This is a genomic window from Nostocoides jenkinsii Ben 74 (genome assembly GCF_001046875.1).
In the GTDB taxonomy this organism is placed as follows: domain Bacteria; phylum Actinomycetota; class Actinomycetes; order Actinomycetales; family Dermatophilaceae; genus Nostocoides_A; species Nostocoides_A jenkinsii.
The window spans coordinates 2,271,614-2,292,452 of sequence record NZ_HF571038.1 but is presented as its reverse complement, the minus strand read 5'-3'; the positions used below and the strand labels follow the sequence as shown (position 1 = coordinate 2,292,452).

Below are 20,839 nucleotides of genomic sequence, written 5' to 3'. Positions count from 1 at the left end.
GGCCGCCGCGGCGGCGCGGGCGGCGGCGGGGAGTGCACTGACGACCCGATCGAGCGCGGCGTCGTCGTGGGCGCCGGAGACGAACCACGCCTCATACGCGCTCGGAGGGAGGTGAACGCCCTGGTCGAGCATGCTGTGGAAGAAGGCGCCGTATGCCGCGGAGTCGGTCCCCTTGGCCTCGGCGTAGTTCCGCACCGGCCCCTCGCACAAGAAGATGCTGAACATGCTTCCCGCCCACTGGATCGCATGGGGCACACCGGCTTTGGTGAGCTCGCTCGCCGCTGCCTCGGCAATGGTCCGCGCCCCGTGGTGGAGTCTGGCGTAGAGGTCACCATCGCACAGGCGCAGCGTGGCCAGGCCGGCCGCGGTGGCGACCGGATTGCCGGAGAGGGTGCCGGCTTGATAGACGGGTCCGTCGGGCGCGAGCCGGGCCATGAGGTCCGCCGGACCGCCGAAGGCCGCTGCGGGGAAACCGCCACCCATCACCTTGCCGAAGGTGAAGAGGTCGGGGGCGCCACTGTCATAGGGGCCTTCGAGGCCGTACCAGCCGGCGCGGCTGCAGCGGAAGCCGGTCATGACCTCATCGGAGATGAGCAGCGCGCCGTGGTCGCGGGTGACGCGGCGCAATGCTTCGGTGAAGCCAGGCAGCGGCGGGACGACGCCCATGTTGCCGGGGGCGGCCTCGGTAATGACCGCGGCGATGTGCTCGCCGTCGGCGGCAAAGGCGGCCTCGACGGCGTCGATGTCGTTGTAGGGCAACACAATTGTCTCGGCCGCCGCACTCGCCGGAACCCCGGCGGAGTCGGGCAGGCCGAAGGTCGCGACGCCGGAGCCGGCGGCGGCGAGCAGCGCGTCGACGTGCCCGTGGTAGCAGCCGGCGAACTTCACGACGCGCGAACGCCCGGTGATGCCGCGGGCCAGGCGAAGGGCACTCATGGTCGCCTCGGTGCCGCTGGAGACCAGTCGGACCTGCTCGACGGGGTCGATCCGGGCGACGATTTCCTCGGCGAGGGCGACCTCGTTCTCGCTGGGGGTGCCATAGGAGAAGCCGCGCCCGGCCGCCTCGGTGACCGCGCGCAGCACCTCCGGATGGGTGTGCCCGACGATCATCGGACCCCAGGAGCCGATCAGATCGACATACTCCCGGCCGTCGGCGTCGGTGAGGTAGGCGCCAGTGGCGGAGACGACGAAACGGGGGGTGCCGCCGACGCTGCGGAACGCCCGGACCGGTGAGTTGACCCCGCCGGGGACGACGGCACGAGCGCGTTCGAAGAGGGCCGCAGAAGCGGGTGCGTCAGCCATGATTCAGATGGTGTGGGCGTCGGTCGCCTGGCCGTCCTCGGCGAGCGCGTCTCGGATCTTTTGCATGGCCTTGCCCAAGCCGAGGAACTCCTCCGGCGCCAGCAGGTCGATCATGGAGTCACGCACCGAGGTGACGTGGCACTGGGCGATGTCACCGACGGCGGTCCGGCCCGCGTCGGTTAGGACGAGTTCGACGCCGCGCCGGTCATCCAGGCAGGCCTCTCGGACGACCCAGCCACGCTTCTCCAGGCGGGCCGCCGTGTGGGTGATCCGGCTGCGCGACTGCACGACGAGATCCGCCAGCGCCGACATCCGCAGTCGGCCGCCGGGGGCCTCCGACAGCATGCTGATCACTTCATATTCGGAGAGCTGGGTGCCGTGCGGCGCGAGGGCTCGATCGAGCGAGACCTCCAGGAGGCGCGACCCGCGCAGGTAGGCGCGCCAGGCGCGCTGCTCGGGTTCGGTGAGCCAGCGAGGGGCATCGGCGTTGATCGTCGAGGTCATAACACGATCAATTGTGCCAGCCAAATTGCGTCGATTTGACAACACTCTCAATAGTTGAAATATTAACCAGCAACACAACGAGAGCACGATCCAAGGAGAAGAGCATGAGCAGCATCAAGAACCTCCCCGCCGGCACCTGGTCCGTCGACCCCAGCCACACCGAGGTGGGCTTCGTGGCCCGCCACCTGATGGTGAGCAAGGTCCGCGGCAACTTCGCCGATGTCGCCGGCACCGTCGTCGTCGCCGACGACATCACCGCCTCCACTGTCGACGTCACCGTCCAAATGGCCTCCGTCGACACCCGCAGCGCCGACCGCGACACCCACCTCAAGAGCGCCGACTTCTTCGACGTCGAGAACTACCCGACGATGCGCTTCGTCTCCACCTCCTTCGACGGCGAGGAGCTGAGCGGCGACCTCACCATCAAGGACGTCACCAAGCCCGTCACCTTCGAGGTCGAGTTCAATGGCGTCCAGGCCGACCCGTGGGGCAACACCAAGGCCGGCTTCGAGGCCGAGGCCGAGATCAAGCGCGCCGACTGGGGCCTGACCTGGAATGCCGCCATCGAGGGCGGCGGCGTGCTCGTCTCCGACAAGATCAAGATCGTCCTCGACGTTCAGCTGCTCAAGCAGGCCTGACGCCGCGGGCGGGGTCGGCGGTCCGTCGGATCGTTGACAACATTCCCGTGACACCTGCCGCCGGGCTCACAGCAGCGCGGCGGCGTCGAGGGCGAAGTAGGTCAGGATGATCTGCGCGCCGGCGCGGCGGATGCCGATCAGCGACTCCAGCATCACCCGGTCGCGGTCGATCCAGCCGCGGTCGGCGGCGGCGATGATCTGGGAGTACTCCCCCGAAATCTGGTATGCCGCAACGGGAACCGGGCTCTCGGCGGCCACCGCCGCGACGATGTCGAGATGCGGGCCGGCCGGCTTCACCATCACGATGTCGGCCCCTTCGGCGAGGTCCTGCGCGAGTTCGCGCAGGGCCTCGCCCGCGTTCGGCGGGTCTTGCTGATAGGTCGCCCGGTCCCCCACAAGCGAACTCGCGACGGCCTCGCGGAACGGCCCATACAGACCGGAGGTGTACTTCGCCGTGTAGGCCAGGATCACGACCTCCGTGAAGCCCTCGGCGTCCAGCGCCGCGCGGACGTGCCCGACCTGGCCGTCCATCATCCCCGACAAGCCCAGCACATGCGCACCGGCGCGGGCCTGAGCCAGGCCCATCGCGGCATACCGCTCGAGCGTGGCGTCGTTGTCGACCCGCCCGGCCGCGTCGAGCACGCCGCAGTGACCGTGCGAGGTGAACTCGTCCAGGCACAGGTCCGTCATCACCACGAGGCGGTCGCCGACCGCGTCGACGACCGCGCGCGTCGCGACATTCAAGATCCCGCCGGGGTCGTCCGCGCCGGACCCCTGCGGGTCCTTTGCCAGCGGCACCCCAAACAGCATGATCCCGCCGACGCCCACCTCGACGCACCGATGCGCTTCTGCGACAAGGGATTCGATCGTATGCTGCACCACTCCCGGCATCGCCGAAACCGGCACCGGAGCGTCGATCCCTTCCCGGACGAACACCGGCAACACGAGGTCGGCCGGGTGCAGCCGAGTCTGCGCGACCAACCGCCGCAGCGGCCCCGACCCCCGCAGGCGCCGCGGACGGATCGTCGGGAACGACCCCGTCATCGAGCCCGCCGACGCGCGGCCTGCTTGCGCTGCGCGCTCGGGCGCACCACCGCCTGACCGGCCTGGGCCGCCTCGCGGATGCGGGCACGGCCATACTCGGCCAGTTCCTCGACCAGCGTGGCGACCGATGCCTCCGAGGCGAGGACATCCACGCGCAGCCCGTGCTCCTGGGCGGTCTTAGCCGTCTGCGGCCCGATGCACGCGACCACGGTCGCGGCGTGCGGCTTGCCCGCGATACCGACCAGATTGCGCACCGTCGAGGAGGAAGTGAACACGACCGCGTCGAACTCGCCCGTCTTGATCGCCTCGCGCACCGCGGGCGCGGGGGGCGCGGCGCGGACGGTCCGATAGGCCGTGGCGTCCTCGACCTCCCAGCCGAGGTCCATCAAGCCGGCGACCAGGGTGTCCGTCGCGATATCGGCCCGCGGCAGGAAGACGCGGTTGATCGGGTCGAGCTGCTCGTCATACTCGGGCCAGTCCTCCAGGAGTCCGCGGGCCGAACTCTCGCCCGATGGCACGAGATCGGGGTTGATCCCCCACGACCGCAGCGCCTCCGCGGTGACCCCGCCGACCGCCGCGACCTTCAGCCCGGCAAAAGCGCGCGCGTCGAGACCGACCTCCTCGAACCGCTCCCGCACCGCCTTCACGGCATTCACGGAGGTGAACCCGACCCACTCGTAGCGTCCAGTCACCAGCCCCGTGATCGCCTTGTCCATCTGGTGGCGGGTCCGCGGCGGCTCGACGCTGATCGTCGGCACGACCACCGCCTCGGCGCCATGCCGGGCTAGGGCGGTTGCCACGGGAGCCGACTGCTCCTTGGTCCGCGGCAGCAGGACCTTCCACCCGAACAGCGGCTTGTTCTCGAACCACGCCAGCTTGTCGTGCAGCGCCACTGTGGGCCCCACGATCGCCATCGACGGGTGCCCGAGCCCGGCCACGGCGTCGGCCGCATGCTCCAACGTCGTGATGACCGTATGCTGCTCGGTCGTCGTCCCGCGCTCGATCAGCGCGACGGGGGACGACGGCTCCCGGCCCGCCCGCAGCAGGCCGGCCAACTGCGCCGTCAACTCCGCGGACCCGCCCAGCAGCACCACGCTCGTGGCCGAGCTGACTCCGGCGGACATATCCGTCCGGGGGCCGGAGCTGCTCGGGACCACCACATTGGCGACGCCCGGACCCGTAAGCGGGATCCCGGCATACGCAGGCACGGCGGTGACGGCCGAGACGCCCGGGATGATTTCGATGGACAGGCCCGCGCGCCGGCACGCCTGCGCCTCCTCGGCCACGCCGTTGAAGGTCGACGGGTCGCCGTCCATGAGCCGCACAATCTGGCCGCCCGGATGCTGTTTCGCCGCTTGCACAACGAGTTTGGCGCGGGAGGCATGGGTGAGTTCGCGACCGGACGTCCCGTGCGAGGCATCGACGACGGTCACCTCGGGGCGGGCATAGGTGCTCACCAGCGCGGCCGTGGTGAGTTCGTCGGTGACGACCACGTCAGCGGTGCGCAGGGCCTCGACGGCCGCGAGCGTCAGCAGACTGGGGTCCCCCGGGCCGGTGCCGACAAAGGCCACGGTGGCCGGCACGCGCGGGCCGGTGGTGGACGAAGGCTGGCGGCTCACTGGGCAGTCTCCTTCTCGATGGTGTCGTTCTCGGGCAGGTCGTGTCTTGTGAAGTATGCCGCGGGCGCGCCGCCCGGGTCGGGCGGCTCGCCCGTCGCCCCCGGTGGGAGCTCGGCCAGCAGAAGGTTGGCGAACCGCCTCCCGACGTCGTGGGCCTCCACCGCGGGCCCGGTATGCGAGCGGCGCAGCTCAAGACTGCCGTCGGCGCTCCCGACGAAGGCCCGCACGAAGACCGCGAGGGCGTCGATGTCATCGACGATCTCGGCCAACACCCCGACGGGTGCGGTGCAGCCCGCTTCGAGACGGGCCAGGACGGCGCGTTCGGCAGTGACCGCTGCGCGCGTGTCGGGGTCGTCGAGTTGCGCCAGGATCGCCCGAGTCGCGGCGTCGTCGATCCGGCACTCGACCGCCAGCGCTCCCTGGCCGGCGGCCGGCAGCATCTGGATGGGGTCGAGGATCTCGGTGATCGCGTGGGTCAGCCCGAGCCGGTCGAGGCCGGCCTTGGCCAGCACGACCGCGTCCAGCGCGCCCGACGTCACCTGCGCGATGCGGGTCTCGACATTGCCGCGGATCGGGACACACTCGTGCCCCAGGCCGAGGTCCGCCAACTGCGCGACCCGCCGAGGCGAGCCGGTGCCGATCCGCGATCCGGGCGGAAGTTCCCCGAGGGTGAGACCGTCCCGGGCGATGAGCGCGTCGCGGACGTCCGCGCGCGGCGGCGTCGCCGCGATCATCAGCCCCGGCGCCGGTGCAGTCGGCAGGTCTTTGAGCGAGTGCACGGCAAGGTCCACGCGCCCGGAGGTCAACGCCTCCCGGACTGCGGCGGCGAAGACGCCGGTCCCGCCGATCTGGTCCAGCGGCGCCAGGTTGCGATCGCCCTCCGTGACGATCTCCACGAGTTCGACCTGGTGACCGAGCGCCCGCAAGGCGCCGGCGACATGCCCCGACTGGGTGGTGGCGAGTTGGGAGCGGCGGGTGCCGAGGCGCAACGTCATGACCGCTCCACCGCCACATCCTCAGTCAGTTGCGCCGACTCAGTCACCCTGTCGACGGGCAACTCCGCCGGCGACTCGACGGACGTGAGCACATAAGGGTCGAGATCGAACAACCCGCCCAGGGCGGCCGTGTAGGCGGCCAGCGTGCCGTTCGCGGCCGCCTGCTTGACCCGCAAGGTCGGCGCGTGCAGCAGCTTGTCGACCAGTCGCCCCATGGCGACCTCGATCTCGTGGCGGGCGCCGGCATCCAGGCCCGGCGTCCGACCTTCGAGCCGGCCGAGTTCGGCCGCCAGCACGTCATTGGCCCGGCGACGCAACTGAGCAATCGTCGGGGCGGCAGCCTCGGCGGCACGGACCGTGAGGTAGGCAGCCACCTCGGCGGTCACCATGTCTTCGGCATCCTGAACCGCCGGCAGCCGCTCGGCCGCGTGGAGCAGGGTCCGCAGGTCGTCCAGGTCGAACCGGCTCACCCCGGCGACGCCAGCAACGGACCGGGAGATGTCGTGGGGCATGGCCAGGTCCACATACGCCTGGGGACGTCCGCCACGCTCTCCCATCGCGGCCTCTACCTGCGCGGCCCCGATCAGCACGGATTGGGACCCGGCGCACGCGATCACGATGTCGGCCTCGGCCAGTGCCGCATCGAGCGCGCTCAGTCGCACCGCTCGGGCGCCGATGCGGTCGGCCAGCGCCTGCCCGCGGGCCAGCGTCCGGTTGGCGACGGTGACCTGTGCCCCACCCCGTGCCGCGGCGGTCGCCGCGAGTGACGCCATCGCTCCGGCCCCGACGACGAGCACCCGCGCAGACGGGACGACGCCGACGACGTCGCCGGCCAGCCGCAGGCCCGCGTCGACTAGTGACCCGCTGACCGAGCCGATCGCGGTGTCGGTGTGGACGCGCTTGCCGACGCGCAAGGCGTTCTGGAAGAGCGTGTTCAACGCCGGACCGACGTGGCGACTCTCCTGAGCCTCACGCAACGCGGTGCGCAACTGCGCGCGAATCTCGCTCTCGCCCAACGCCATCGAGTCCAGGCCGGAGGCGACGCGGAAGGCGTGGGCGATGGCACGGTCCTCAAAATGGAGATACAAGTGCTCGGCCAAGTCCGCAGCCTCGTTGCCGGCGTGCTGCAACAGCAACTCGGACACCTCGGCGACGGCACCGTGGAAGGTGAGGGCCTCGGCATACACCTCGGTGCGGTTGCACGTCGACACGACGATGGCCTCGGCGACATTCTCCCGGCCGCACAGCTCGTCGAGCAGGGCTGCCCGCCCGTCGGCGTCCAGGCTGAGGAGCTCCAGCGACTCCACGTCGGCGTTGTGATGCGAAATCCCGATGACCAACAGACTCATGGCGCTACCCCCGCCAGCGGCACATCCCTTGACACCTCGGCGTAGCGCTGCTGCTTGTGCACGGCGAGAATCTGCAGTTCGGTCGCGAGGTCGACCTTGCGCAATTCGACCTCATCCGGCACGGCCAGCGAGCCAGGCGCGAAGTTGAGAATCGAGGTCACCCCGGCGGCGACCAAGGCGTCGGCCGCCTCCTTCGCCGACGGCCCCGGCGTCGCGATGACCCCGATGACGTCGGCGTCGCGGGCGACGGAATCGAGATCCGCCATCGGCCGGATCGGAAGCCCCGCCACGCGCTGCCCAGCGATCGCGTCGTCATGATCGAAGAGGCCGATGACGCGCAGCCCTCGGCTGGCGAGACCGCCATACGCCGCGAGCGCCCGCCCGAGATTGCCCATGCCGACGATGACCACGGGCCATTCCCGCGCCTGACCGAGTTCCGCGGCGATCTTCATCGACAGATTGGCCACGTCATACCCGACCCCGCGCACCCCGTGATTGCCGAGATGCGACAGGTCTTTGCGGACTTTGGCCGAGCGCACCCCGACGGCGGCGGCCAGTTGCTCCGAGGACGTCGACGGTATGCCGCGTGCGGACATGGCAGTCAGCACCCGCAGGTAGTCCGGCAGCCGGGCGACCGTTGCATCCGGGATGCCGCGACGCGGCAGCGCTGTGGACAAGCCGCTCGACCCCTTCCAGGTGTGAACTCCCCAATGCACACTACGCGCTTGTGAACGGGCGCACAAAGTCCTAGGAATAGCGCGTGGCGCGGGTCACGTCAGGGCGGCGAGCGCCGCGCGGAGACGCTCTCGATCCAGTCGCCAGTAGTCGTGGATGAATCCGTCGATGAGGGTCACCGGAACCAGTTCCCCGAAGCGTGCCTCCAAATCGGGACGCTCGCTCAGGCTCACCTCGGTCCACGCCACTCCCGCCGCCGCCGTCTCTTCCACCAGAACAGGCCGCACGATGTCGCACAGGTGACAGCCGGGGCGGGTCACCAGGACAACCGGCTCATCGGCGAGGTGCACCGGGTCGTGGGCACTCACCAAAAGACCGAACGCCGCTGCATCAGTAGTGAATACAGCGTCTGCTGGATCGTCTCGCGCACCCGATCGGTCAGATCGAAGACCACTGCGGGGTCGTCGGCAGCGGCCGGCCCCAAGGCGCTGGTGTCGATCGGGGGCCCGAACTCGATCAACCACTTGCTCGGCAACGGCACCATTCCGAGCGGGCCTAGCCAGGGGAAGGTCGGGGTGATCGGCAGATAGGGCAGCCCCAGCGAGCGCGCGGCCGGCGCCAGATTGCCCAGCATGGGATAAGTCTCCTCGGCGCCGACGGTCGCGCACGGAATGATCGGCACCCCCGCCCGCAAGGCCGTGGCAACGAAGCCGCCGCGACCGAACCGCTGGAGCCGGTAGCGATCCCGGAAGGGTTTGCCGACGCCCTTGAAGCCCTCCGGCCACACGCCGACGAGCTCGCCGGAGTTGAGCAGCCGCTCCGCGTCGGCGTTGGCGGCCAGGGTCGATCCACCCTTGCGCGCGACATCGCCCAGGAAGGGCGTGGCGAAGACGAGGTCGGCGCCGAGCGCCCGCAGCGCTCGCTGCTGCGGATGGGTGTCGTGAATCGCCAGCTGCGTCATCAGCGAGTCGATGGCCACGGTCCCGGAGTGGTTGCCGACGATGAGCGCCGCGCCGGTGGCCGGAATGTTGTCGATCCCGAGCACCTCAGTGCGAAACCACGTGCGATAGAGCGGCCGCAGCAACGGATAGAGCACGTGCTCGGCGTAGTCCGGGTCATAGCCGAACTCATCCACCGTGAAATCGCCGGTCACGCGCCGACGCAGGAAGGCCAGGGTCTCAGCGACCTTGGTCTGCGCCTGCTCCGTCGGCAACCCGAGCCGGTCGCTGACCCACCGGACCGCGCCAGCGACGGCCTCGGCCAATTCCTCCAGGGCGGCGAGGTCGGGCCCTTCTCCACGCTCGCCCTGGATCACCTGGAGTTGCGGGCGAGGCGTCTCCCTCGGCGGCGTCGCCGCCGGACTCGCCTTTTCCGGCTTCCGGGGCTTGGCTGCTCTGGGGGGTTCCGGAGCAGGGGGCGCCGCGGCCAACAACGGTGTCGTATGCCGCCGGGCTCGCTCCCCCGCGGCCCGCGCCGCGCCCGCGGCCACCGACGAGCGGCGTCCCGGGGTGGTGGAGGCAGCCTTGGCTTGGTCCTTGGACCGCCGGGAATTGTCCGCGGTTGGCGTCATCGAAGGGCTCCTGCCGAGGTGAGGCCCGCCCGGCGGGGGATGCGAGTGGTGGCGGCGCGCACCATACGGTCAGCGGCGGCGCCGAGGTCGAGAAGGCGCTCCTGTGCCCGATCAATCGGGCGCGTGCCGGCACCGCGGACGAAGTCCTCGAAGGCGGCGCGCGTCGTGAACTTCGGCGTGAATCCGAGCCGCGTGTCCATGGCCGCTAGGTCGAGGCCGCGGCCGTGAATGAGGAAGTCGAGCTGGTCGGGCGAGAAGTCGATCAGGCCCGCTCGTCGGTATGCCGCGCTCATCGCGTGCACCGTGCCCGGGGGAACCGCGAGGAAGGCGCGGCCGGTCAGGGCGACGGCCTGGCCGATGGTGATGACTCCTGAGCCGGCGACATTGACCGTGCCGACCGCGGGCGCCCGGGTGGCGGCCGCGAGCGCGCCCGCGACGTCGTCCTCGTGCACGAACTGGAGGCGCGCGCCATACCCCAGGGGTAGCGGCACCAGCGGCAGGGTGAAGTAGTCCGTCATCGCCGTGCGCACCCGCGGGCCGATGACATTGGCGAAGCGCAACATCGAGATCTCGACGTCCGGGCGCCGCCGGGCGAAGCCGCGGACATAGCCCTCGACCTCAACCGAGTCCTTGCCGAAGCCGGACGCCGGAAGCCGCTTGGCGGCCATGTCCTCGCGGAACATGGCCGGGTCGCGATACGACGAGCCGTAGACGCCGGCGGTCGACTTGACCACCAGCTTGCGCACGGAGGGTGCCCGCTGGCAGGCAGCCAGCAACTGCATCGACCCGATGACGTTGATCTCTTTTTGCGTCGAGCGCCCGCCGACGTGCATGGGCGTCGCAATGACGCTCATGTGCACGATCGTGTCGACGTCGGCGCCGGTGATGACCTTGCTGATCATCGGGGATCGAATGTCGGCTCGGATGAACTCCGCCCGCCCCAACGGATGCGGCGGGGGCACGACATCCACGCCGATGATCCGCCCGATCGAGGGGTCTGCGGACAGCAGGCGCGCGAAGACGCCACCGAGATGTCGAGAAACACCGGTGAGAAGGACGACATCAGGCATGACCTGCTGCTCCTCTCCGCCGCCCGATGGGCGGTGGGTCGCTGTTACTTCTTGTTGCGGCGCTGGTGACGCGTCTTGCGCAGCAGCTTGCGGTGCTTCTTCTTCGCCATCCGCTTGCGCCGCTTCTTGATAACAGAACCCATGGTGACCTTCGCGTGAAATGAGACGGAACCGACGTCGACGTGCAGACGCACACCGAGCCGGAGTAGGAGCCTACCTGGCGCCCCTCAGGGCCCAAAATGGGTCAGGCGGTCTCGACGAAGGAGTTCTTCAAATAGTCGTCGACTGCGCTCGCCGGGACCCGGAAGCTGCGGCCGACGCGGACCGCCGGGAGCTCCCCGCCGTGGACCATGCGATAGACCGTCATCTTGGAGACGCGCATGATCGCGGCGACCTCGGCGACCGTGAGGAATCGCACCTCGGCGAGTTGGCGCTCGGGCGACATGGCAACCACTTCTCTTTCGCAGACACCGCCGGCTTCCCCTCCGGCGTGAGCTTCATTTGCGCGCAACTCTAGAGGTAGATGTGACACCTGGGGAAGCGGGGGCAGGATTTTCGAAGACTTCTCGGGGTGCCTGTCCAGGCGACACGCCGTATGACGTGTCATTTTCTCGGCGGGTCAGTCGAAGTAGACGTCGAGTCCCCAGTGCGAAAACACCGCTTCGCGGGTCGCCATCACGGCCCGGTCGACCTCGCTGTGGGGGTTATAGCCCATCGACCACGGCTGCACCCAGATGTCCGCGTCGGCGGGATCCAGGTCGCCCATCCGGGCCGGAGCCAGTCGCCCGAAGGTCGCCTCCACATGCTGCAACCACGACTCAGGGACGGCCTGAGCGACCGGGATCGGCCGGTGCCCTGCAATGGCGGTGAGATGCGTCCAGGCCCGCGGGACGACCTCGACGAGTTCGTAGCCGCCTCCACCCAGGGCGACCCACTTGCCCTCGCACACGTCGTGGGCCAGATCGTGCAGCAGCATGGCGGCCTGCCGCTGCGCGTCCACCGTCAGCATCATGTGCGCCAACGGATCCATCATGTGGGTGTCGCAGCCGTGCTGAGTCACCAGCACTTGCGGCCGGAAGGCGCGCACGACCGGCATGATCGCCGAGGTCAACGCCCGCAGCCAGGCCGAGTCGCGCGTCCCCGGCGGCAGAGCGACGTTGATGGCGCAGCCTTCCGCCGCGCCCGTCCCGATATCGCGCGGCCAGCCGGTGCCGGGGAACAGCACTCGGCCGTTCTCGTGAATCGAGGCCGTCAGGACGCGCGGGTCGGCCTCGAAGATCTTCTCGACGCCGTCGCCATGGTGGACGTCGATATCGACGTAGGCGACGCGCTCGACCCCGGCGTCCAGCAGGCTCTTGATGCCGACGGCGATGTCGTTGTAGATGCAGAAGCCGGACGCCCGGTCGCGCATGGCATGGTGCAGACCCCCACAGAAGTTGACGCCATGCTCAATCTCCCCGGCCCACACTTGCCGGCACAACTCCACGGTGCCGGACACGATTCGGGCGCTCGCCTCATGCATACCGGCGAAGGCGGGGTCGTCGGTCGTGCCGAGACCGACGCTTTGGTCGGCGTGCTCAGGGTCGGCCGAAGCCGCCTTGACCTTGGCGATGTAGTCGCGGTCGTGAACCAGGGCCAGGAGGTCGTCGTCAGCCACATCCGGGGACAGCAGGTCGACGCCGTCGAAAAGCCCGAGATCGGCGCAGAGGCGGGCCGTCAGGTCCAGTCGCGCCGGCCCCATGGGGTGAGTCGGCCCAAAGTTGTAGGCCGTGAACTGTGGATCCCACACCACGCGCGACTGTGCCACCATGCTCGGCACGCTACTCGTATTCGGCCGGGTTCGTGTTCGCGCCCAACCGCATTCAGTTGCCCGCAGTCAGTTGCCCGCAGTCAATTGCCTGTGAGGCAGACCGGAGAAGGAGACCTCGTGCCCAAACGGCTCGCCACGGTTTTGGTGGTCGGTCTCGGCCGGTTCGGGGGCGCTGCCGCCTTGGAGTTGAACCGCCTCGGGCATCAGGTCCACGCCATCGAGAAGGACCCAGCGGTCGCGGCCGAATTCACCGGCCGGCTGCGACGGGTCGTCGTCGCCGACGGCAGTCGTCCGGCGGCGCTCGATGAGGTGAAGGCGGGCAATTGCGACCACGCCATCGTCGGCATCGGCTTCTCGGTCGAGGCGTCGGTGCTCGCGGTCGCGAATCTGGCGGACGCGGGCATACCCACAATCTGGGCTAAGGCGATGTCGCCGGAGCACGGGCGCATCCTGTCGCGGATCGGGGCGCACCGGGTGATCCACCCGGAAGCAGAGACCGGCAGCCGGGTCGCGCACTTGGTGGGCGGCCGGATGCTGGACTACATCGAGTTCGATGACGGCTTCGCCATCGTCAAGATGAGCCCACCGCAGGAGACCATTGGGTTCACCTTGGCGCAGAGCGACATTCGCCGGAAGTATGGCGTCACCGTGGTCGGGGTGAAGTCGGCCGGCCGAGACTTTGTGCACGCCCAGCCCGACACCAAGGTCGCGGGCCACGACACCCTGATCGTCAGTGGCCCCACGGTGTTGATCGAGCGGTTCGCCGCTCGGCCCTGACGGCCTTCGAATACCCGACCCGGGGTTGGGACTACCAGGTCGCGCCGCGGTCGCCGACCAGGGAGAGCACCATGGCGATCTCTTCCTCGTCACCGTCGGCGCCCTTGACGCGCATTTCGCGGCGGCGACCGGTCGGCCGGAAGCCGAAGCTCGAGGCGAAGGCGACGGCCCGGCCGTTGTCGGTGCTCACCCAATAGGCGAGCCGCTCAAAGCCCTCACCGGCGGCTTCTTCACTCCCGCGGCGCACGAGGTTGGCGGCGACACTGCGCCCGCGCCACTGTGGGTCGACCCATAGTCCGAACAACTCGGCGGTGTTGTCGGTGCCATCGAGGCGGCCGACGCACACGAGCCCGACCGGCTTGCCCTCGACCTCCGCCACCAGTCGGCGGGCGCGGCGCAGCCGAAGCCGCCAGAAATCCTCGTCGTAGCCCTCTTCCTCCGCGGCGGACGCCACGAAGGCGTCAGGGGATTCCTGGAGGGCGGCGAGCCGGATCGAGCGGAACTGCTCCCAATCGTCCTCGCCGAGGGCGCGCACCTGGATGTCCGTCATGGGGGTCACTCTATGGGGAGGGCGCGGGTTCCCGTCCAGCGGACGAGGCGGCTGTTTCTCACCCGTGATCACGAGACGTCACGCCCTAGGAGGACGTGCCTAGCTCGGCCGAACGCTCGCGCGCGGCGGCGACGGCCGCGACATACGCCCCCCGCACGGCCCGCTCGTCCAGGACCCGCAAGGCGGCGGCGGTGGTCCCGCCCGGGGACGTGACTCGCTCGCGTAGCAGGCTGGGGTGCTCCCCCGTTTCGCGCAGCATCGTGGCCGCCCCGAGCAGCGTCTGCACGGCCAACTCGCGCGCGGTCGCCCGGGGCAACCCCTGGACCACGCCTGCCTCGATGAGCGCCTCGGCAAGGTGGAAGACGTATGCCGGGCCCGACCCGGACACGGCCGTCACCGCGTCCTGCTGGGATTCGGGCACCTCGACGACACGACCGCAGGCTTGGAGGACGGCGACGGCTCGGGCGAGTTGCTCGTCGTCGGTCGCAGCGCCGCGGCTGACCGCCGCCATCCCCTCCCCGACCAGGGCGGGGGTGTTGGGCATGACGCGCACGACGGCGGCGCCCCCGGGCAGTCGCGCCTCAAGAAACCCGGCGGAGATCCCGGCCGCCAGGGAGACCACCACGGCCCCAGGGGCCAAATGGGCGGCGATCTCTCGGGTGACCGCATCGGCGTCCTGGGGTTTGACGACGACCAGAACGGTGTCGGCGTCGCCGATCGCGCCGAGTTCGCCGGAGGTCGACACGCCGTAGCGCTCGGTCAACTCCGCGGCGCGCTCGGCGCGCTTCTCGATGACGATGGCGTCCGATCCGGTGCGCACAAGTCCGGCCACGACGGCCTCGCCCATGGCGCCGCCGCCGACGATGGCAATGCTCACGAGTGCTCTCCTAGGGTGTCGGGCCAAGCCCGCGGTCAGTGAAGGTTCGAGCCAATTGCCATGCGCCCGTATGGCGTTCGCCCAGCCGCCGGCCCAGATAGGCCGACCAGTGCCGGCCCCACGGGATGACCACGCGCACGTGGTGACCCCGATCGGCGATCCGCCGCTGCAGCTCGGCGCGCACGCCGTAGGGCAGTTGGAAGGTGAACCGCTCGGGAGGCACATCCTGCCCGCGGACGACCGCCGTGACGATGTCGAGGAGTCGCGGGTCGCTGGTGGCCAGGGTCATCGGCGACGCCGAGTCGACGAGCACACGCAGTGAGCGAACGAAGGCCCGGTCGGCCCCCTGGGCAGCGATCAAGACCACCGGCGTCGCGGACTCGGCAAGCGCGGCGACCACCGCCTCGCAGCGGGGCAGGTCGGCGCGGACGCTCACGCCCGTCGCCGGGAAGTCGACCCGCAGTTGCTCGGCCAACCACCGGCCCGCGGTCACCTCTCTCCGTTCGGGCCGCCCGATCACCAGGCTCGTGTCCACCTCGGCAGCCGCCAGGGCCAGCGCGCGCGCGGCATCCAGCGCGCGACCCCGACCACCCGGCAAGGCGAGCCCGAGCGCCTGCGGCAACACCGTGATCGTCGCCCGCCCGCCCCTGGCGAGGTCGTCGCGGGCAAGCAGGCGCAGGGCCGCGGCGTACGCCTGGATGGTCTTGGCGACGTCCTCAGGCGAGGTGGGGGGCTCGGCGAGGCGCACGAGCGTCGCCCATCGATGGGTGCGGCGAACTTCCAGCGCCGCCTCGACGGCATCGGCCGGGTGCCGACCGGGGACGTAGCGGCGGACCAGACCCCGTCCCGCCTCGGTCGCGCGCAGATGATCGACCACGGGATCCGCGGCGACAATGCGTGCGACGGCGCCCTGCCAGGCGCCCGATGGAAGCATGGATACGAGGCTAGTCGAGCCCGCTGACAGGGGCTGGTGCGAACGGGCCGCGCTGGCTACAATTCATCACATGATGAATACCGACGCGGCCATCGTCGCGACGAGTCTGACCGTCGCGCGGGGTGGCCGCGAAGTCCTGCACGGCATCGACGTCACCATCCCCCGCGCCAGCGTCGTGGGGCTGCTCGGGCCGAGCGGCGGCGGCAAATCCACCTTCATCCGGGCCGTGGTCGGCGTTCAAATCGTGGCCAGCGGCGAGGTGCGCGTGTTCGGCGAGCCCGCCGGCTCCCCCGCACTGCGTCGCCGCGTCGGCTACGTCACCCAGTCCCCGAGTGTGTATGGCGATCTCAGCGTCCGCGACAACGTCGCCTATTTCGGGGCGATCGTGGGCGCGAGCCATGCCGACGTCGACCGAGCGATTGAGACTGTCGGCCTGACGGATCACGCTGGTCAGGCCGTGGCCAATCTGTCCGGAGGGCAGCGGTCCCGCGTGAGCCTGGCCGCGGCCCTGGTCGGCTCCCCTGACCTGTTGGTGCTAGACGAGCCGACCGTCGGCCTGGATCCGGTGCTGCGTCGCGATTTGTGGGATCTGTTCCACCGCCTCGCCGCCGCCGGCACGTCACTGCTCATCTCCAGTCACGTCATGGACGAGGCCACCCGTTGCGATCGGCTTTTGCTGCTGCGCGACGGCCGGATCATCGCGGACACCACCCCGGCGGACCTGCTGGCGCGAACGGGGGCCCCGGACGCCGAGACCGCCTTCCTGGCCCTGATCGAGTCCGCGGAGGCAACGCGATGAACCCCCGGCTCACCCTGTTGACGGCCGGCCGCGTCCTGCGCCAGATCCGCGGGGATCACCGCACGGTCGCGCTGATGCTGGTCGTGCCGTGTGTCCTCATCGGCCTGCTGGCCTGGGTGTTCACCGACCGGCCGATGATCTTCGACACGATCGGGCCGGCACTGCTCGGCGTCTTCCCGTTCGTGGTGATGTTCATCGTCACCAGCATCGCGACGCTGCGCGAGCGGACCGGCGGAACCTTGGAGCGGCTGCTCACGACGCCCTTGGGCAAGGCCGACTTCATGGTCGGCTATGCGTTGGCCTTCGCGGTAGTGGCCGTGTTGCAGGGCGTGATCGCCTCGGCCTTCGCGATCTATGTGTGCGGACTCGACGTCGCCGGTCCTGGCTGGATGCTCATCGTCGTGGCCGTCCTCGACGCGGTGCTCGGGACGGCGCTGGGCCTGCTGGCCAGCGCGTTCGCGCACTCGGAGTTCCAGGCGGTGCAGTTCATGCCGGCCTTCGTGCTGCCGCAGTTCTTGTTGTGCGGGCTGATCCTGCCGCGAGAGAGCCTCCCCGGAGTCCTCTCCGCGATCTCGGACTTCTTGCCGTTGTCGTATGCCGTGGATGCCATGTCTGCCGTCGCCACCAAGACCGACCCCTTCGGCGATGTCGGCACGGACCTGCTGATCATCGCCGCCTGGATCGTGGTGAGCCTGGCGCTTGGGTCGTTGACGCTGCGCCGTCGCTCGGCGTGACCTCGCGCTCGATCACCAGGTAGCGCTGCACGGTCGGGCCTAGGGCGGCCACCAACTCCGCCCGGCTCGCCTCGACCAGGCTCGGGTAGCCGATCACGTAGCGAAGGAGAGCGACCCCGAGAAGCTGCGCCGCGGCATACCCCCCGGCGCGCAGCGCCTCCGCCCGCGGGAGGGGGGTGCCGTCGGAATAGACCGCGAGCCGGCCGAAGACCTCGTTGGCGAGGAATTCACGCACCGGGCGGGCGGCCTCCTCTGAGGAGAGGATCGAGGCGAAGATCACCCGCAACCGCTCCCGTCCGATGCCGTCGTCCCAAACGTCGAGGAAGGTCGCGACGAGAGCGGATCCGAGCTTCTCGCGCGGCGTCTCATGCAGCCGGCGCAGCAGGACTTCGGGGTTGACAGGGAAGTCGAGCACCTCGCCGAACAACGCCGGCTTCCCGTCGAAATAGTGATGCACGAGAGCGGGATCCACCTCGGCACGGCGGGCGATGGAGCGGATGGAGGCCGCGGCATACCCCGCCTCCGCGAACTCCGTGCGCGCCGCCGCGACGATCTCCGCCCGGGTGTCGCTCCCGGCCGGTCGGCGCCCGCGCGGCCTCATCGCACCAGTCTCATCGCACCAGTCTCCCGGCGAAGTGCAGCCGGGCGAACGCCAACGATTCCGAGAGGTCGCGCTCGCGCTCGTCGGGGCTGAGGCGTCGGGTGGCGACCTCCACGGCGACATCGCCGTCGAAGCCCGCATCGGCAAGGCTCTCCAGGAACTCCCCGCACGGCTGATTCCCGCGCCCCGGCACGAGATGCTCATCGCGCGCCGCGCCCGTCCCATCGGCCAGATGCACATGCGCCAGCCGAGGACCCAGGTCTCGCATCATCGCCATGGCGTCGGAGCCGGCCGTCGCGGTGTGGGACAGGTCCAGGGTGACGTGGCGGTAGTCCTGACCGACCGGATCCCAGTGCGGAAGATAGGCCAGGAGTTCGCGGCCGCGGGCCCGCCACGGGAACATATTCTCGACGGCGATCCGCACGCCCGTCAGCGCTTCGCGCGCGGCAACCCCGACCACGAAGTCGCGCGCATAGTCCTTCTGCCAGCGAAATGGTGGATGGACCACGACGGTCTCGGCCCCGACATCCTGGGCGATCTCAACCGACCGATCGATCTTGACCCACGGATCAGTGCCCCAGATGCGCTGCGTCAGCAGCAGCGTCGGCGCGTGGATAGAAACGATGGGTATGCCGTGCAGCCGCGACAGCGCGGTCAGCGCGCCCGCCTCCTGGCTCACCGGATCGGTCCACACCATGACTTCGACCCCGTCATAGCCGAGGCGCGAGGCGAGGGCAAAGGCCGTTGCCGTCGGCTCGGGATAGACCGACGACGTCGAGAGCACGACCCGCCCGCGGGGAATGCTGACGGCGCCGGTCGTCGACGATGGCGCGGCGCCGGCCTGGGGCTCGTCCGGCCGTTGAGGCATGGTTGCCACCTTAATGGGGCGGGCTTAGCCGGCGAGATGCTCCAGCCGACGCAGGATGACGCCTTCGCGCAACGCCCACGGACAGATCTCCAAGGTGTCGAGGCGGAGCAGATCCATGGCAGCCTCGGCGACCAGCGCACCGGCGAGCACCTGCGGGGCGCGTTCGACCGAGACGCCGGGCTGGCGGACGCGCTCGGACACGGGCATACGCGCGAGCCGGTCCACCAGCGCGCCGAGGGCATCGCGGTTGAGGACCCGGCGCACATACGGGCCGTCGGCGCTGGGGGCGGCCCCCGTCAGGCGGGCCAGCGATCGGAAGGTCTTGGAGGTGCCGACCGCGTGATCGGCGGCGCCGGCGCGCACGATGGGCCGGACCTCCGCGGCCAGGGTGGCGCGGATGGTCTTGCGCGCCTCGCGCACCACCTCCGGCGATGGCGGGTCCCCCGGGAGGAGGTTGCGCGTGACCCGACCCGCACCCAAGGGGACGGAGACGGCGGCATCGGGCCCCTCGTCCATACCATGTCCGAGTTCCAGGGAACCACCGCCGATGTCGAGCAGCAGGAGCGTCCCGGCCGACCAGCCGAGCCAACGGCGGGCGGCGAGGAAGGTCAGTCGGGCCTCGTCGACGCCGGAGAGGACCTGGATGTCGAGGCCGCTGGCGTCGTTGAGAGCTTGGAGGACGGCTGGGCCGTTAGCGGATTCGCGGATGGCGCTCGTGGCGAACCCGAGCAACTCCTCGGCTCCTTGCTCCTCGGCGAGATGACGCGCCTGCCGCACGAAATCCACCAGATCGGCGACACCGTCGGCGCGCACGCTGCCGTCGTCTGCCAGATGCTCGGACAGCCGGAGGGCTGCCTTGTGGGACGCGGCGGGCAAGGGTTTCGCGCCGTGATGCGCGTCGACGATGAGGAGGTTGGCCGTATTCGATCCGATGTCGATCACCCCGAGCCGCACCCAGACAGGTTATTGGATGCCTAAGGTTGAGGGCATGCCGGAGACGCCCCTGGAAATCTCGCGCGTCTGGGTGGAATTCGATGACCCGGCCGAGCCGAACCAGCGTTTCCGATGCGACCTCACGTGGTTCACCTCCAACTGGGCCTGCATTTATGGGAGCGGCTGCAAGGGCATCTATGCCGACCGCCCGGACGACGGATGCTGCACTCTCGGAGCACATTTCACGGACAAGGACGACCTGGCGCGGGTCGAGGCGATCGCGGCGAAGATGTCTCCCGAGGAGTGGCAGCGCCACGTCGACGTCGGCCGTGCGAAGGCGTGGACGGCGCGCGATGGCAAGGAGACGACGACGAAGGTCGTCGACGGGGCGTGCATCTTCCTCAACGATCCCGACTTCCCGGGTGGGGCTGGCTGCGCGCTGCACATCCACGCGGTGCGTCGGGGCATTGCTCCGCATGATGCGAAGCCGGATGTGTGCTGGCAGTTGCCTATTCGGCGCTCCTATCGCACGGTGACGCTGCCCGACGAGACGTCCTATCTGGAGATCACCCTGACCGAGTACGACCGGCGCGGGTGGGGGCCGGGTGGGCACGACCTCGACTGGTACTGCACGGGCGCCCCGGAGGCGCACGTCGGCCGGGAGCCGCTCTATCGCAGCGCCCACGCGGAACTCATCGAGATGATGGGGCCATTGGCGTATGCCGAGCTCGTCCACCGCTGCGAGGCGCACCTGTTGTCGGTGCGAGCGTTGCGGGCGCGCGGCGCGCGGACGCTGCTGCCGCTGATGGTGCACCCGGCCACGTTGGCCGCGCCGAAGCCGCGTCCCGTGCGCTCGCGGGCGCGAGCGCGCAAGCGGTGACGTCGCCGGAGGCGGCTTCGTGGGTGGGCGCTGGGACGGTGGTTGCCACGACGGTGCGGCCCAGCCCGAACATTTGGGACCACCCCGACACCTATGAGTTGGAGAGTCTCGCCTTCGATCGCGAGCAGCAGATCGAGGCCCTGCTCGAGATCCTTCATCCGTATGCCGCGGCCACCCTCCTCGACGTCGGCTGCGGCACTGGCTTCCACTTGCCGCGTTTCGCCGCGCGGGGGGCCCGCGTGCTCGGCGTCGAGCCGCACCCGCCGCTGGCCGCGCGGGCGTGGGCGCGGGTGCTGGCCAGCGTGGCTGG

25 protein-coding genes are annotated in these 20,839 nt (G+C 70.0%); 6 read left to right on the top strand and 19 right to left on the bottom strand.

The genetic code is table 11. From position 1 onward, the window contains the following. The coding region (hemL, locus tag BN13_RS10825; RefSeq protein ID WP_048549083.1) for a glutamate-1-semialdehyde 2,1-aminomutase at nt 1–1,302 on the bottom strand (1,302 nt) is incomplete at its 3' end. A 3-nt stretch (nt 1,303–1,305) separates the two neighbouring features. Beyond that, the gene (locus BN13_RS10820; protein ID WP_048546768.1) at nt 1,306–1,806 is read right to left on the bottom strand and encodes a MarR family winged helix-turn-helix transcriptional regulator; all 501 of its coding nucleotides are present in this window, start codon (nt 1,804–1,806) and stop codon (nt 1,306–1,308) included. 104 nt (nt 1,807–1,910) lie between these two features. Here BN13_RS10820 and BN13_RS10815 point away from each other — a divergent pair, with 104 nt between their 5' ends. Continuing rightward, on the top strand, nt 1,911–2,444 hold the full coding sequence (locus tag BN13_RS10815) for a YceI family protein (RefSeq protein WP_048546766.1): 534 nt from the start codon (nt 1,911–1,913) through the stop codon (nt 2,442–2,444). Nucleotides 2,445–2,510: 66 nt separating this feature from the next. Here BN13_RS10815 and hemB read toward each other — a convergent pair whose 3' ends face one another. The 11 genes from hemB to BN13_RS10765 all read right to left on the bottom strand — a co-directional run bounded on the left by hemB (nt 2,511) and on the right by BN13_RS10765 (nt 12,576). Continuing rightward, nucleotides 2,511–3,488 (bottom strand): porphobilinogen synthase, encoded by a 978-nt coding sequence (gene hemB, locus BN13_RS10810; RefSeq protein ID WP_048546763.1) that lies wholly within the window; start codon nt 3,486–3,488, stop codon nt 2,511–2,513. Beyond that, on the bottom strand, nt 3,485–5,107 hold the full coding sequence (locus BN13_RS10805; RefSeq protein ID WP_048546761.1) for a bifunctional uroporphyrinogen-III C-methyltransferase/uroporphyrinogen-III synthase: 1,623 nt from the start codon (nt 5,105–5,107) through the stop codon (nt 3,485–3,487). The genes hemB and BN13_RS10805 overlap by 4 nt, the downstream gene beginning before the upstream one ends. Beyond that, on the bottom strand, nt 5,104–6,102 hold the full coding sequence (hemC, locus tag BN13_RS10800) for a hydroxymethylbilane synthase (protein WP_084733700.1): 999 nt from the start codon (nt 6,100–6,102) through the stop codon (nt 5,104–5,106). The genes BN13_RS10805 and hemC overlap by 4 nt, the downstream gene beginning before the upstream one ends. Next, nucleotides 6,099–7,451, bottom strand: a complete 1,353-nt coding sequence (locus BN13_RS10795) for a glutamyl-tRNA reductase (protein ID WP_048546759.1) — start codon at nt 7,449–7,451, stop codon at nt 6,099–6,101. The genes hemC and BN13_RS10795 overlap by 4 nt, the downstream gene beginning before the upstream one ends. Further along, nucleotides 7,448–8,128 carry a redox-sensing transcriptional repressor Rex gene (locus BN13_RS10790; RefSeq protein ID WP_048546757.1) on the bottom strand — a complete coding sequence of 227 codons (681 nt, stop codon included), beginning with the start codon at nt 8,126–8,128 and terminating at the stop codon, nt 7,448–7,450. The genes BN13_RS10795 and BN13_RS10790 overlap by 4 nt, the downstream gene beginning before the upstream one ends. 93 nt (nt 8,129–8,221) lie before the next feature. After that, nucleotides 8,222–8,494 carry a glutaredoxin family protein gene (locus BN13_RS10785; RefSeq protein ID WP_235434017.1) on the bottom strand — a complete coding sequence of 91 codons (273 nt, stop codon included), beginning with the start codon at nt 8,492–8,494 and terminating at the stop codon, nt 8,222–8,224. Beyond that, the gene (locus BN13_RS10780; protein ID WP_084733699.1) at nt 8,491–9,696 is read right to left on the bottom strand and encodes a lysophospholipid acyltransferase family protein; all 1,206 of its coding nucleotides are present in this window, start codon (nt 9,694–9,696) and stop codon (nt 8,491–8,493) included. Before BN13_RS10780 ends, BN13_RS10785 begins: the two co-directional genes overlap by 4 nt. Continuing rightward, nucleotides 9,693–10,766 (bottom strand): NAD-dependent epimerase/dehydratase family protein, encoded by a 1,074-nt coding sequence (locus BN13_RS10775; protein ID WP_048546753.1) that lies wholly within the window; start codon nt 10,764–10,766, stop codon nt 9,693–9,695. The genes BN13_RS10780 and BN13_RS10775 overlap by 4 nt, the downstream gene beginning before the upstream one ends. A gap of 44 nt (nt 10,767–10,810) precedes the next feature. Continuing rightward, nucleotides 10,811–10,909 carry a 30S ribosomal protein bS22 gene (locus BN13_RS18710; RefSeq protein WP_003792170.1) on the bottom strand — a complete coding sequence of 33 codons (99 nt, stop codon included), beginning with the start codon at nt 10,907–10,909 and terminating at the stop codon, nt 10,811–10,813. A gap of 101 nt (nt 10,910–11,010) precedes the next feature. Continuing rightward, nucleotides 11,011–11,211 carry a helix-turn-helix domain-containing protein gene (locus BN13_RS10770; protein ID WP_048546750.1) on the bottom strand — a complete coding sequence of 67 codons (201 nt, stop codon included), beginning with the start codon at nt 11,209–11,211 and terminating at the stop codon, nt 11,011–11,013. Nucleotides 11,212–11,385: 174 nt separating this feature from the next. Further along, nucleotides 11,386–12,576 carry an acetoin utilization protein AcuC gene (locus BN13_RS10765; RefSeq protein ID WP_048546748.1) on the bottom strand — a complete coding sequence of 397 codons (1,191 nt, stop codon included), beginning with the start codon at nt 12,574–12,576 and terminating at the stop codon, nt 11,386–11,388. A 117-nt stretch (nt 12,577–12,693) separates the two neighbouring features. On the opposite strand from BN13_RS10765, the gene BN13_RS10760 reads away from it, so the two are divergent. Then, nucleotides 12,694–13,353, top strand: coding sequence for a potassium channel family protein (locus BN13_RS10760; RefSeq protein WP_048546745.1), 660 nt, complete (start codon nt 12,694–12,696; stop codon nt 13,351–13,353). A gap of 31 nt (nt 13,354–13,384) precedes the next feature. Here the strand turns inward: BN13_RS10760 and BN13_RS10755 are convergent, their stop codons facing one another. The 3 genes from BN13_RS10755 to BN13_RS20335 form a co-directional block, all read right to left on the bottom strand. Beyond that, a complete protein-coding gene (locus BN13_RS10755; RefSeq protein WP_048546743.1) occupies nt 13,385–13,903 on the bottom strand; it encodes a GNAT family N-acetyltransferase in 519 nt (172 codons plus the stop codon). A gap of 85 nt (nt 13,904–13,988) precedes the next feature. Continuing rightward, on the bottom strand, nt 13,989–14,780 hold the full coding sequence (gene proC / locus BN13_RS10750; protein ID WP_235434016.1) for a pyrroline-5-carboxylate reductase: 792 nt from the start codon (nt 14,778–14,780) through the stop codon (nt 13,989–13,991). A gap of 10 nt (nt 14,781–14,790) precedes the next feature. Then, complete coding sequence (locus tag BN13_RS20335) at nt 14,791–15,714, bottom strand: proline dehydrogenase family protein (RefSeq protein WP_048546742.1); 924 nt, start codon at nt 15,712–15,714, stop codon at nt 14,791–14,793. Between the two features lie 70 nt (nt 15,715–15,784). Between BN13_RS20335 and BN13_RS10740 the strand changes: the two genes are divergently transcribed. Together BN13_RS10740 and BN13_RS10735 are read left to right on the top strand one after the other, a co-directional pair. Next, nucleotides 15,785–16,513: an ABC transporter ATP-binding protein gene (locus tag BN13_RS10740; RefSeq protein WP_048546739.1), complete on the top strand. Its 729-nt coding sequence runs from the start codon at nt 15,785–15,787 to the stop codon at nt 16,511–16,513. Continuing rightward, nucleotides 16,510–17,247: an ABC transporter permease gene (locus BN13_RS10735; protein ID WP_048546737.1), complete on the top strand. Its 738-nt coding sequence runs from the start codon at nt 16,510–16,512 to the stop codon at nt 17,245–17,247. The genes BN13_RS10740 and BN13_RS10735 overlap by 4 nt, the downstream gene beginning before the upstream one ends. On the opposite strand, the gene BN13_RS10730 is transcribed toward BN13_RS10735, so the two are convergent. From BN13_RS10730 to BN13_RS10720, 3 genes are read right to left on the bottom strand one after another with little or no spacing between them, the layout of a single operon-like run. Further along, the gene (locus tag BN13_RS10730) at nt 17,180–17,848 is read right to left on the bottom strand and encodes a TetR/AcrR family transcriptional regulator (protein WP_084733697.1); all 669 of its coding nucleotides are present in this window, start codon (nt 17,846–17,848) and stop codon (nt 17,180–17,182) included. The genes BN13_RS10735 and BN13_RS10730 overlap by 68 nt on opposite strands. A 10-nt stretch (nt 17,849–17,858) precedes the next feature. After that, complete coding sequence (locus BN13_RS10725) at nt 17,859–18,716, bottom strand: sugar phosphate isomerase/epimerase family protein (RefSeq protein WP_048546735.1); 858 nt, start codon at nt 18,714–18,716, stop codon at nt 17,859–17,861. Between the two features lie 24 nt (nt 18,717–18,740). Continuing rightward, a complete protein-coding gene (locus tag BN13_RS10720; protein ID WP_048546733.1) occupies nt 18,741–19,670 on the bottom strand; it encodes a Ppx/GppA phosphatase family protein in 930 nt (309 codons plus the stop codon). A 34-nt stretch (nt 19,671–19,704) separates the two neighbouring features. Here BN13_RS10720 and BN13_RS10715 point away from each other — a divergent pair, with 34 nt between their 5' ends. Both BN13_RS10715 and BN13_RS10710 read left to right on the top strand, forming a co-directional pair. Further along, on the top strand, nt 19,705–20,529 hold the full coding sequence (locus BN13_RS10715) for a hypothetical protein (RefSeq protein WP_048546731.1): 825 nt from the start codon (nt 19,705–19,707) through the stop codon (nt 20,527–20,529). Nucleotides 20,530–20,567: 38 nt separating this feature from the next. After that, nucleotides 20,568–20,839, top strand: a 272-nt coding sequence (locus tag BN13_RS10710; RefSeq protein WP_235434015.1) for a class I SAM-dependent methyltransferase, incomplete at its 3' end; no start/stop codon positions are given.